Source organism: Janthinobacterium sp. GMG1 (genome assembly GCF_034427795.1).
Taxonomy (GTDB): Bacteria; Pseudomonadota; Gammaproteobacteria; order Burkholderiales; family Burkholderiaceae_D; genus Janthinobacterium.
Window position 1 is genome coordinate 364,799 of record NZ_JAXQNT010000003.1, and the last position, 11,866, is coordinate 376,664.

The 11,866-nt window shown below is 63.6% G+C and carries 8 protein-coding genes; 1 reads left to right on the forward strand and 7 read right to left on the reverse strand.

Going from position 1 to position 11,866, the window contains the following annotated elements; all coding sequences use genetic code 11:
* Positions 1-4: 4 nt before the first annotated feature.
* The 4 genes from SJI03_RS10445 to SJI03_RS10460 all read right to left on the reverse strand — a co-directional run bounded on the left by SJI03_RS10445 (position 5) and on the right by SJI03_RS10460 (position 4,784).
* Positions 5-2,467: a TonB-dependent siderophore receptor gene (locus SJI03_RS10445; protein ID WP_322427121.1), complete on the reverse strand. Its 2,463-nt coding sequence runs from the start codon at positions 2,465-2,467 to the stop codon at positions 5-7.
* 85 nt (positions 2,468-2,552) lie between these two features.
* Positions 2,553-3,527, reverse strand: a complete 975-nt coding sequence (locus SJI03_RS10450; RefSeq protein WP_322427335.1) for a FecR domain-containing protein — start codon at positions 3,525-3,527, stop codon at positions 2,553-2,555.
* Complete coding sequence (locus SJI03_RS10455) at positions 3,527-4,039, reverse strand: sigma-70 family RNA polymerase sigma factor (RefSeq protein WP_322427122.1); 513 nt, start codon at positions 4,037-4,039, stop codon at positions 3,527-3,529. The genes SJI03_RS10450 and SJI03_RS10455 overlap by 1 nt, the downstream gene beginning before the upstream one ends.
* 103 nt (positions 4,040-4,142) lie before the next feature.
* Positions 4,143-4,784, reverse strand: coding sequence for a hypothetical protein (locus SJI03_RS10460; RefSeq protein ID WP_322427123.1), 642 nt, complete (start codon positions 4,782-4,784; stop codon positions 4,143-4,145).
* Between the two features lie 283 nt (positions 4,785-5,067).
* Between SJI03_RS10460 and SJI03_RS10465 the strand changes: the two genes are divergently transcribed.
* The gene (locus SJI03_RS10465; RefSeq protein ID WP_322427124.1) at positions 5,068-5,580 is read left to right on the forward strand and encodes a hypothetical protein; all 513 of its coding nucleotides are present in this window, start codon (positions 5,068-5,070) and stop codon (positions 5,578-5,580) included.
* A 10-nt stretch (positions 5,581-5,590) separates the two neighbouring features.
* Here the strand turns inward: SJI03_RS10465 and SJI03_RS10470 are convergent, their stop codons facing one another.
* The 3 genes from SJI03_RS10470 to SJI03_RS10480 all read right to left on the reverse strand — a co-directional run bounded on the left by SJI03_RS10470 (position 5,591) and on the right by SJI03_RS10480 (position 11,530).
* Positions 5,591-6,898, reverse strand: coding sequence for a DUF3472 domain-containing protein (locus SJI03_RS10470; protein ID WP_322427125.1), 1,308 nt, complete (start codon positions 6,896-6,898; stop codon positions 5,591-5,593).
* Positions 6,899-7,027: 129 nt separating this feature from the next.
* The gene (locus SJI03_RS10475; RefSeq protein WP_322427126.1) at positions 7,028-8,419 is read right to left on the reverse strand and encodes a Gfo/Idh/MocA family protein; all 1,392 of its coding nucleotides are present in this window, start codon (positions 8,417-8,419) and stop codon (positions 7,028-7,030) included.
* 66 nt (positions 8,420-8,485) lie between these two features.
* Positions 8,486-11,530 carry a TonB-dependent receptor gene (locus tag SJI03_RS10480; RefSeq protein ID WP_322427127.1) on the reverse strand — a complete coding sequence of 1,015 codons (3,045 nt, stop codon included), beginning with the start codon at positions 11,528-11,530 and terminating at the stop codon, positions 8,486-8,488.
* Between the last annotated feature and the right edge of the window lie 336 nt (positions 11,531-11,866).

Genomic DNA, 11,866 nt, shown 5'->3' on the forward strand with positions numbered 1-11,866 from the left:
TACATCAGAAGAGGTAACGCAGGGTGACGCTGGCGTTGCGCGGCGCGCCCCAGTAACCCTGGTTGTACATGCCAAGCTGGCTGTAGTAATGCTTGTCGAACAGGTTGTTGATGTTCGCCTGCAGGGACAGCTGGCGCGACAGCGCGTACTTCGCCATCAGGCTGGCCACGGCATAGCCGCCCTGCTCCACGCGCTCCATGCCCTTCGGCCCGCTGGCATCGCGGTAGGCGCCGCTCTGCCAGTTCACGCCGCCGCCCAGCGATAACGCCCGCCAGTCGCCATGCAGCTGATACGTGGAAAATACGCGCGCCAGGGTTTGCGGCACATAGCTGTTCAAGCGCGCGCCCCCGTTGTCCTCGGCCGCCGCGTGCGACACGCTGGCCGATACGTTCCAGCCTTGCGCCAGTTCGCCCGAGACATCCAGTTCCACACCCTTGCTGGTGGTACCGGCTGCCGCGTAATACGCCTGCGTCAGCGAGTTGCCAACAAAATGGCCCGTGTCTTCCTGCGCCAGGCCGTCCTGCGCGATGCGGAACACGGCCAGCGCCGCATTGAGCTTGCCGCCGAAATACTCGCCCTTCACGCCCGCTTCCAGATTCTTGCCCTGCACGGGATCGAGGTAGCGCCCGAACCGGTCCTGGTAGCCCTGCGGCTTGAAGATTTTGCTGTAGCTGGTGTACAGCGCATGCTGCGCGTCGATATCCCACACCAGCCCCGCGTAGGGCGTGACGGCATGCTTGGCGTAGGCGTAGCTGCCGCCCCAGTCATCGACGTGGTCCGCCTTGTAGCGGCTGTAGCGCGCGCCGACGATCAGTTTCAAGGAGTCGGCCAGCGAAAAACGCGCCGTGCCGTAGATGCCGCGCTGCTGCACCGTGTCGAGCAACTGCCAGCGCGAGAAATTCGGGTTGTTCCAGTCCGGTTCCGGCGTCACGCCCTGCCATTGATGGAAATTGCCGTAATCGACGCTGCCGCCGGCCAGGCCCGGATTGCTGGCAAACTGGTTACTGCCCGAGACGCCAAACGCCAGGTCGTGCGTACGGCCCAGCAGCTGCAGCGGCCCCTGCACATAGGCGTCGACGCTGTCCTGGCGCCGCGTGCCCGAGTAAAAGCCGGTGTAGCCCGTCACGCCCTGACCCGTGGCCTTGTCCGGCCAGGTATTGGCGAAAAGCTCGGCCGCCGAATAATTGCCCCAGCCGTGATTCAGCATGGCCGTCAGGTTCCAGCCGCTACCCAGGCTTTGCTCCAGGCGCAGAAAAGCCGTCTGGCTGGTGCTGAACCAGCGGCTCCAGGCGGTCGCCGTGGTGGCGGAGCGGGGCAAGGTGGCCCGTTCGCCATCCGCATACCACAGCGGCAAGCCGCCATACATGCCGCCGCGCGGGCGGTTGTCCTGGTATTCATAGCCGGCGATCAGCACGCTGCCGGGCGCCAGGTCCGCTTCCACGGTGGCGTAGGCCATGGCCTTCTTGCCGTGATACAGACTCACATACGATTCGCTGTCCTGGTAACTGGCGACGACGCGCCCACGCACCTTGCCATCGCTGCTCAATGGCGTGGAGAGGTCCGCGCTGGCGCGCGCATTGTGCCAGGAACCCAGGCTCACGGCCGCATTCCCGGCCAGCTGCCGAGATGACGCGCGCTTGCGTACCAGGTTGATGGTGGCCGACGGCTCGCCCGCGCCCGTGAGCAGGCCGGTGGCGCCGCGCACGATCTCGACCCGGTCGTAGGCCGTCATGTCCAGGGTGCTGTCGCCCACGCTGAACGCATTGTCGACCGTGGTGGGGATGCCGTCGTACTGGTAGCTGACGATGGAAAAGCCGCGCGCAAAGAACGAAGTACGGTCGCTGTCGTAGCGGTTGATGGCCACGCCGGCCGCGTTTTGCAGCACCTCTTCCACCGTTTGCAGGTTCTGGTCATCCATCTGCTGGCGCGTGACCACGCTGACGGCTTGCGGCGTCTCGCGCACGGACAGGCCCAGGCGCGTGGCCGAGCGCATGCTCTGCGTCGTGTACGAGCCGCTGCCTTCCGTCGCGCCGTTCGCATCAAAGCTGGCGCTGACCTTCATCTCGGGCATGGTCTGGCCGCCATCGGCCGCCGCCACTTCGAGCACATAACCGCCATTCGCCTGCGGCACGGCGCGCAGACCTGAGCCGGCGACGATGGCGCCCAGCGCCTCGGGCACGCTGTAGCTGCCCGTCAGTCCGGCGCTGCGCTTGCCCGCCACGGTGACGGCCTGGTAGGAAATCATGGTGCCCGTCTCCTGGCCGAAGCGCACCAGCACCTGTTCCAGGGTGCCGGCCGGTATCGCCAGTTCGATGCGCGCCGCATTGGCTGCCTGGGCAAGAGGGGCGGCAGCCGAGGCGCCGCTGGCGGCGAGCAGCCACAGGGCCTGGCTGACGGCCAGCGCCGCTACGCTGCGGCGGCATACAGTGGAAGTGGAAGTGGCGTAAATAGGTGTTGTGCTGGGCATGCGGACTGTTTTCCTGAAAGTGAATGAAGGGTTCACTTGCTATGTCACGCGAGAATCGAAAACCCCTCAGTTTTTCGGAAAATAATCATGGATGCTGCCGATGCGGCACCACGCTCACCCAGAAGCGCGTGCTCTGGCGCACGTCGACGGGCAAGGTGCGCGTCAGCATGTCGAGTACCTTGTCGGTATCGGCCAGCGGATAGATGCCGGAGACGCGCAGGTGGCCAATAGCCGGGTCGCAGGCCAGGCGCCCATGGCGGTAACGTGCCAGCTCGCCGATAAAATCGGCCAGCGCCATGTCGCGCGCCACCAGCATGCCGGCCGTCCACGCATCGGCGCCGGCTGGCAGAAGCTCGACGGAGCCAACGCTGCCCGCCGTGAAAGTCGCTTGTTCGCCTGCCTGCAACCTGCGCGCCACCTCAGGCGCCCGTTCCGGCACGATGTCGACGGCGCCCGCGAACACGCCCAGCTGCGTGCGTTCGCCTTCGACGCGCACGGCAAAGCGCGTGCCCACCGGTTGCAAGCGGCCTTGCGGCGTGCGCACGACAAAGGGCCGGCCAGCCGCATCGTGCGCGGTCGTGACCATGATCTCGCCTTTGAATACCGTCACCAGGCGCTGACCCGCGTCGAAACGCACATCGATGCTGGACGCCGTGTTGAGGGCGATGCGCGTGCCGTCTGCCAGCACGATGTGGCGCAATTCGCCCGTGCCAGTGCGGTAATCGGCCAGCCAGAAGCGCGCCTGCTCATCGCCACCCGCCAGCCAGGCGCCGCCACCCACGGCCAGCAGCGCCAGGAGTTTCAAAGACTGGCGCCGCGCCGCATTCGCTTGCGCGTGGGCGGGCTTGCGCGCCAGGGTGCCGTGCGCCAGCGGCCCGGGCAAGCCGCGCATGCGCGCCATGCACGCTTCGATATGCTGCCATGCTTGCTCATTTTCCGCGTCGCTGGCCCGCCAGGCGCGCCAAGCCTGTTCCACCTCGGGCGCGCAATCGCCGGCCTGCAGGCGCACCAGCCATTCCACTGCTTGCAAGCTTGGCGCTTCCGGCGTGAGCGCGCCCATCACGAGACTGCTTGGGAAAAGAAGCACTGGTGCATGGCTTTCACCAGGTGGCGCTGCACGGTGGCCAGGGAGATATTCAGTTCCAGCGCAATGGCCGCCTGCGGCATGCCATCGAGTTGCGACAGCAGAAAGGCGCGGCGCACGGCAGGCGCCAGGCCATCGAGGCGGCGGTCGATGTCGAACAGGGCTTCGAGCAGGATCGCCTGCGCCTCGGGATCGGGCGCACTTTGCGCCGGCAGGCTGGCCAGGGTTTCCAGGTAGGCCGCCTCCAGGTCGCGCCGGCGGTACAGATTGCCCAGCACGCCCTTGGCCACGGTCGTCAGGAAGGCGCGTGGTTCGCGCGCGGCGATGGCCTCGTCGCGGTTCAGCAGGCGCATGAAGGTGTCGTGCGCCACGTCGGCCGCATCAAACGCGTTGCCCAGCTTGTGTTTGAGCCAGCCTTGCAGCCACCGGTGGTGATCGTGATACAGGCTACCCACCTCCTGGTGGACGCCGGATTGGGCAGGCGGCACGTCGCATACTCCCTAGCTTGCAAATAATAATGATTCGCATTCTATCTCCATGCGGTGCTGCGGCGCAAGCGACCTGCCGGCCGCCGCCCCACCCGGCAGGTGCTTACTTGGCGCGGTTTCTTTCCTGAATTTCCTTGCCAAGGGCGTCCTGTAGCCACCATTCACGCACCTCGAGCGCCTTGTTCTCGATGCTGGCATTGGCCAGCAAGGGATTTTTCTTCAGGTATGCGATATCTTCCTCGAAATTGTCGTGTATCGATGCCACTTCCAGGGAACGGTTGGCATCCAGACGTCCCAGGTAGATGACCTTGCCAGCAACGACGTCAAACTCGATCGGCTTCGGCGACGATTCGGAGTACCTGGACCTGAATCCATAGTCAAGCAGCCAGATGATAACGCTGTAGCGTCCCGGCGTCAGCTGCAGCGCAAAGGTGCTGCCCTTGCTCGTGGGCACTTTTGGCAAGACATTCTGCAAGGCGACCTGGCCGGCGGGAGCATGGCTGGATAACCACAGACTTTTGCCCTCGAGGGCGGCAGGGTCGCTGCTGACAATGCCGAACCTGGCGCCATGCGCCTCGAAGACGGAGCTCTCGAACACGGTGCCGACGACAACGCCCTTGGCAAGGTCGGGTGTCGTGTAGGTAAACGCAGGCGCGCTATTGCGGCCGGTGACGCAGGCCGACAACAGCGCAGGCAGCAAGACGGCGCACGCCAGCGCGCGCAGCATGGTGGTTCGGACAAACATGGATGATCCTGAATAAAATGAAGAAATGGGTAACAAGTAATGGGCAAAAGGGCAAAGGGCAAAGGACGACAAGCGTGCCTGTGCCTGCATGAGCCCAAACAAATATTTCCAATTGGAAATATTTTCAGTGTATCCGCCTGGAACAAAAATGTCTAGTTGACAAGTAGTCAAAGGACGCAGTACGCGTTCTGCAGAGCGCGGCAAGCTGCACGGCAATGATAGTATTGGCAACTTCATCGACAAGGCAGCCACCCTGGCCATGCCGCTCCCCTGAAAGGCAACCATGCTCTTATCCGAACTATTGACCAAGCTGACCTGCGGTGAACTGGAAGGCGAGGAACTCGACGACGCCGTCGCCGCCATCACCGAGGCTCCCTCCGCGCCGCGCGACGAGTGGATCGACAGCGATGCGCAGGCCTATGCGGTGGAACTGCTCTCGCAGCTGGGCGGCTATATGGCGTCGAGCGACAAGCTCGATGAACTGCACGAACAGATCCAGGACATGTTCGACGAATTTCCCGACTTCCCGTACGAGCTGCTCAAGGACAGCGACGGCAGCGCGCTGCCCTATTTCGAGTGGCTGGACACGGAACTGGCGCAACGCGCCGTGGACGAAGGCGGCTATGACCTGATCCAGATCGACGGCAATGGCACCGACGAAATGGATGCGCTGGTCGTGTACCGGCGCGATACAAACGACATCATCCAGGCGGCGGCATTGATGGGCGTGACGATAGGCCGGCCGCTCACCTACTATCGCGGCATCGAAGCGATGGTGGGCAAGCGGCCGTTCTGAGAAACCACGCCTATTGCATCGGCAAGGCCGCCACATCGACAGCCGGCGCCTGGCCCGTGGCCGGGCGCGTAAAGTTCTGGCCGGTTTTCACGACATCAGCGAAGAAGCCGCCGTTATGCAGGTAGAACCTGCCGTTTTCCAGGCCGCCCGCATAATCCATGCGCTGCGCGTTGGTGGCCGTGGCGTCGCCCGTGTAGCGCCCTGCCGTCACTTCCGACCAGGTGCCGGAAACGTTCCTCGCCCACTGATTGCCGAACTGGACGCGCCGCTCCGTGTAGCCCAGGGTATCGATGAAGTTCTCGAGGAAGGAATGCACGCGCGTCAGATACGTGGAAATCGCCGGCCGCTTCCAGGTGGCGATGTAGCGCCACTTGCCCGTTTCCGGGGCGAAGAACCAGGCCGAGTAATCGCTGCCGCCATTGCCGTCGGGCCGCGCGCGCGTGATGAAGCGGTACGTCGTGCCGGCTGCCCAGTTATACGACAGATACGTCTGGCCGCCCGTGCCCTCGCCGCCAAACGCGTTGTCGACCACGCCGGCGCCCTTGCTGACCAGCGTGGTCTTGGCGCCATTGTCGGCGTCCCACACGGAGAACAATATCCAGCGCTCGCTCGGCGATTTCACCTGGATGCCCATGTAACCTTGGCCAAAGCCGTTGGCCATGAAGTAGGAACCGATGGCGTCCTGGCCCTGGGGAATCGTCATCTCGTTATAGAAATACTCGGTATTGGCCGGCACCGTGTAACCCATGTGCACGGAGGGGCCGCGCCGCGACCAGTAGTAATTTGCAGGATCGCTGGCGTAGGTGAGCGCGGCGTTCGCAGTCACCTTCAGCGCGGAGACGTCGCCAAACGTGGCCTTGGCGCGCGACAGTCCCTGCAAGTCCACCTTCACATAGCCGGCCGCCGCCACATTGACCGTGCCGACGGCATAGGTCTTGCGTTCCTTGCCGGCCAGCTTGACGTCGAACGGCGTGCCGTTGATCTTCACGCGGATGGTGCTGTTGCCGCCATCGGCCAGGCTGGCGTCGAGCGCCACCTGCACCGGCCCCGCCTCTGCCACGCGGAAATACGTGCTGGCGACGGCAGCCGGATTGCTCCAGCCGGCCAGGCCGCGCTCGTTGATGACGGCGCCTGCGTCCCCGCTGGTGATGAAGGCGTTGCCGGCCAGTTCCACGGTCGCCGTCGTGGCGGGCGCCGCCACGCTGGATGCCAGCAAGGCCGTATTGCCGTTGCCCGTGGCGGTGGCGCCGCCGCAGGCTGCCAGCAGCAAGGGCATGGCGGGAAGGATGGCATAGAGTAATGAACTTCTGTGTTTCATCAACGTCTCCTGGTGGTGAAGCTTTGCGGCGGGCGAACACGGGCCTGCGCACCTGCGCCGCGGTTGAAAAATGCATAGGGATAGAAAAAACCCGCTACGGCAACTGGTGCGGTAGCGGGTTATGCAGGCTTAGTACTTGCCGTCGAGGGCGAAGATCGGCTTGCGCGATTTCCACTGTCCGCCCGTGAAGTCCGGGAAGTCCAGAGTCTGGAAGTTGGCGGCGATCGATTGCTCGGACAGGGGCGTGATGGCGCTCCACGTCACGGCATCGTAGATATCGATCGGCATCGGCGCATTCGCCTTCAGCGCTTCGACAAAGGCGTGGATGACGAAGAAGTCCATGCCGCCATGGCCCGCGCCTTCCGCTTGCGCCGCATATTTGCGCCACACCGGATGCTCATACTTGTCCTGGTAGGCCTTGAAGTCATCCCACTGGTGCGGCTTGCTGACGCCCTCAATGTGAATCGAATTGTTCAAATCCATCCACAGGCCATCCGTGCCTTGCACGCGGAAGCCCAGCGAGTATGGACGCGGCAGGCTCGTATCGTGCTGCAGAATGATGGTTTCGCCGTTCTCGCACGCCAGGGTGGTGGTGACCACGTCGCCCAGCTTGAATTTCACCTTGGCGTTCGCATGCTGCGCGCCGCCCGGCTGCTTGACGATGTAGTCGTGCAAGCCGCGCGCCTTGGTGGCGAAGGCGTTGATGCGCGTAAAACGGTTGCCGCGGTTGATGTTGGTGTACATGGCGCACGGACCAATGCCGTGGCTCGGATACAGTTCGCCATTGCGCTCGACCGAGTGCTGCGTGCGCCAATGGGCTTCCGACCAGCCCTTCTCGCCGAATTCCACGCCGCCGCCATACGGCTTGGCCGGATTGCCGCTGTTGAATTTCACGGCGCGCAAATCATGCTGGTAGCCGCCCTGCAGGTGCAGCAGTTCGCCGAACAGGCCCGCGCGCACCATCTGCAGCGCGGCCATCACGTCGCGGCGGTAGCACACGTTTTCCAGCAACATGTACGGCGTGCCCGTTTTCAGCTGGGTATTCAGGACATCCCAGTGGTCTTGCAGTGTGATACCGGCCACCACTTCGCAACCGACGGGTATCTTCGCCTGCATGGCGGCGATCGCCATCGGCGCGTGGAATTCCCACGGCGTGGCGATGATCACGCCATCGAGGCCGCCCGCGTCCAGCATGCGCTTGTAGGCTTTCTGGTCGCGGTCTTCGCCATACGTGCGCGGACGCGGCTTGCCGGCTTTGGCCACCTGGCCCAGCGCGTGTTTCAGCATGATCGGTTCGATATCGCACAGGGCAACCACTTCCACGTCATCGCGGCGCACCAGTTCGGCCAGCAGCACCTGGCCGCGCATGCCCGTGCCGATGACGCCCAGGCGGACCTTGTCGCGGCCGGCCGCAGGTGCGGCGCTGGCGTCGCCGGGCAGCAGTGCGCTGCCGGCCATGGCGCCACCGGCCAGCGCGGCGCTGGCGGAGAGGAAATTGCGTCGATTGATTTGTGTTGTCATTGGTCTCTACTCGCTTCCATTGGTAATGTTCGTCGCCGGCCCGCCTTGCAGCGGGCCGGCTGCAGTTTAATAGGTGTATTCAGCCGTGAAGCGCACGGAACGCGGCGCCGTGCGCCCATCGACCTGCAGGTAATTGCGAGAGATGGCGCCATGGTCTTCGCGCGTTTCGCTGTAGCGGGTCACGGTCTGGCTGTTGAACACATTGAAGACGTCCACCTTCAGGCTCAGGCCCTTGACGGCGCTGGGAGTATAGGCCACGTTCATGTCCAGCTGGGCTTGCCACGGCAGGCGGCCCTGGCTGCCGCGCGGCGCCGGCTTGCCATTGCAATAGAAGTAGGAATCGCCATAGTCGTTCTCGAACCTCAGGTTGTCGGGCAGCGCGCCGATGCAGTTGCGCGGCGCACCCGAGGTCAGCGACAGGTTGGCGCCGACCATCACGTCCGGGATGACCTGCATGAAGCCGTAGGCCTTGAAGGCGTGGCGGTGGTCGCCCGGCAGGTAGCCATAGGCGTTGTACATCAGCTCCTTGTGATCGTCGCTGACGGTCAGGCCCACGTCGCCGCCGCCGATGCTGTCCGTCTGGCCTTCCATATTGCCCTTCAGGCCGGACAAGGTGTAGGTCAGCTTGCCGTACCAGCCATTCGTGTACGGGTGCTCGATGAACATGTTCAAGGCGCGGTAGGTGCGCGATGGCAGTGGGTTGCCCCACTCCGCCGCCGAAATATCCACGCGGCGCAGGCCCTTGCCATCGTCAAAGTCCACCATCAGGCTGTTGTCGCGGCCAGGGTTGATGATGGCGCACTGGAAACCGCTCCAGTTGCCCGTGTCGACGCCGTTGCGCGTGGCCCAGGCTTGCAGCGGACGCTCGTCGCAGACGTCGTCGTTGGTGTCGTTCAGCTTGCGGTACAGGAAGCTGGCGCCCACCACCAGCTTCTTGCTCAAGGCGCGTTCGAAGCCCAGCGAGAATTCATCCTGCGACAGCGGCTTCAGGCCGACGGCCGTCACCTCGCGCGCATCGCGGCTCTGGCCATACGCGTTGTTGGCCGAATACGGCTTGCTGATGGCGTGCAGGCCCGTCGGCGCGCCCGTGACGGGATCGACGCCCGTATAGGTGTACATCTCGCTGGTGGCCAGGAAGGGGCTGGCCATGTTGCTCGACAAATTCGATGGCACCGGCAGGTGGTAGCGGCCGCCGTTGGCGAAGAATTTCAGGGTGCCGTCGCCCAGGTAATCCCAGGTGGCGCCCACGCGCGGGGCGATCATGTTGCGCTGCGAGATAAAAGCCACGCCATCGGTGCTGTAGTTGGTGAACTGCTCGCGGCGCAGGCCCAGGTCCAGCAGCACCCGTTCCGTGACCTGGTAGTGATCCTGGATGTACTGCGCCGATTGCACGCTGGTCGGACGGGCCAGGTTGGCGTTCAGGTCCTTGCTGACGTAATAGCCATCCTTGCCGTAGCCCTGGCCCTGGGCCGGCGTTTCAAAGGCGCCGTTGATCGGCAGATTCGGATCTGTCGCCCGCAGGTAGTTCCAGCGATAGCCGCCGGCCAGGCTCAGGCCCACTTGCGATTCCACGTCGATGCGGTCGATGCCGCCACGCAGCGAATGCTTGCCCAGCTTGTATTCCAGGTCCAGGCGCTTGGCCTTCTGGCGGTCCTCCGAGGAAGGGTCGGTCAGGGTGCCCGTGACCGATTGCGGGTTCATGTAGACCAGGCCAGGGACTTGCGTCGATTGGATGGACTTGGTTTGCGCCAGGCTGGGGTCATAGCCTTCGGGAGTGCGGCGGTGGCTGGTGCGCGATTGTCCCATCATTGCCGTCACCGTCAGGTTGTCCGTCAGGTAGCCCGTGTACTTGAAGATGTCGACATTCGCACCCGGTGCAGCCGACGAGCCGCAGCAGTTGATGGTGGTCTCGCTCCCGCCGCCAGGCACGTTGTTGCGTTTCAAGGTGGCATAGTCGAAACCATAGCTCTGGCTATCCGTAGTCGTGCGGTCATACAGCTTGGTATATTCAAAATGATGGTCGTCCGTCAGGTTGTAATCGAGCTTGGCCATCATGCGGTCAACCTTGCTCTTGCTCTCGCGCCAGCCGTTCGGCAGCACCTTGTCCGAGTCGTCGCGCGCACCGGCGACGGCGCCGCCGTCCGTGCGCGTCTGTTCCAGCGCCACGAAGGCGAACAGCTTGTTCTTGATCAGCGGTCCGCTGCCGTACAAGCCGACGACCTTGCTGGTGCTGCCGTTATCGCGGTTCCAGTACTTCAAGGTGCCATCCGTGTCCGGATTGGCGCCCGTGTTCGGGTAATAGCGGTTTTCCGTCGTGCCCTTCAACGAACGGGGGATGATGGACACCTTGCCGCCGAATTCGACCTTGTTGCCGCCGCTCTTGGTAGTGATGTTGATCACGCCGCCCGTGGAACGGCCAAATTCCGAGCCGTAACCACCCGACAGCACCTGCAGGTTGGAGATCGCGCCAAACGGCAGTTCCGACGCGCCCACCTGGGTCAGGAGATTCGTGATGGGGAAGCCGTTGACGTAGAACGCGTTTTCCGACTGGCCCGAGCCGCCGATCGACGGCGCATTGCCATATGCGCTGTTGGTGCCGCGCGCCACGCCCGGCGTCAGCTGCACGATGGAAGCGACGTCGTTCCCGACCGGCAGCGCCTTCAATTCCTTGGCCGTGAAAATCACGCCATTGTTCGTGTTCGACACGTCGATCGGATTGCGCGACGCCTTCACCACGACGGTCTGCTCCTGGCCCACGGCGCCTGCCGCGCTGGCCGGACCGAAGTTCGCCTCCGCGCCGGCGCCGATCAGGGCTTCGACTTCCTGCGATGCTTCCACCGAACCCGCACGCAGCACGCGCACCGCATAGCGCCCTGGCGGCATGGAGTTGGCCACGTAGCGGCCCGACGTATCGGGCGTCAGGCTGCGCTGCACGCCTGTCGCCAGGTTTTCCAGCACCACGGTGGCGCCGGCCGGCGCGCTTACTTCACCGAAAATGGTGCTGGTGGCGTTCGACTGTGCCCAGGCCTGGCCTGGCACGCCGGCCGCCAGGGCGATCACGATCGCGGCGGCGCGGCTGATGTCGCGCAATTTGAGTCGGGTGGTATGCATGGTGTGTCTCCGTCTATATCGAGGGTTATGCGCGCCCTCCCCGCTCCAGGGCGGAGCCGGGGGATGCAATTCTTATGGTGGTCGTCGGCTGGCGCAGCCAGGCAATTGCGCCTTCCGGGAAATCAGTCCGTATCGGCTGATTTTCGTTTTCTTGGGATTACTTTAAAAAGAAAAATAAGTATCGTCAACAAAAAGAAAGTTATAACGCAAATTTATTGCTAAATTCAGTAAATAAAGGCGTTTTATCTTTCGATTTAATCGACAATGCGTCAGATAACTTTCGTTATCGTGGTATGACGGATACACACATAGGCATGGAGAGGGCCATGAGCACAG

Coding starts and splice junctions, on each gene's coding strand:
- SJI03_RS10460 (WP_322427123.1), bottom strand. CDS start 4,784: ATGTTTGTCCGAACCACCATGCTGCGCGCGCTGGCGTGCGCCGTCTTG.
- SJI03_RS10475 (WP_322427126.1), bottom strand. CDS start 8,419: ATGACAACACAAATCAATCGACGCAATTTCCTCTCCGCCAGCGCCGCG.
- SJI03_RS10445 (WP_322427121.1), bottom strand. CDS start 2,467: ATGCCCAGCACAACACCTATTTACGCCACTTCCACTTCCACTGTATGC.
- SJI03_RS10465 (WP_322427124.1), top strand. CDS start 5,068: ATGCTCTTATCCGAACTATTGACCAAGCTGACCTGCGGTGAACTGGAA.
- SJI03_RS10480 (WP_322427127.1), bottom strand. CDS start 11,530: ATGCATACCACCCGACTCAAATTGCGCGACATCAGCCGCGCCGCCGCG.
- SJI03_RS10450 (WP_322427335.1), bottom strand. CDS start 3,527: ATGGGCGCGCTCACGCCGGAAGCGCCAAGCTTGCAAGCAGTGGAATGG.
- SJI03_RS10470 (WP_322427125.1), bottom strand. CDS start 6,898: ATGAAACACAGAAGTTCATTACTCTATGCCATCCTTCCCGCCATGCCC.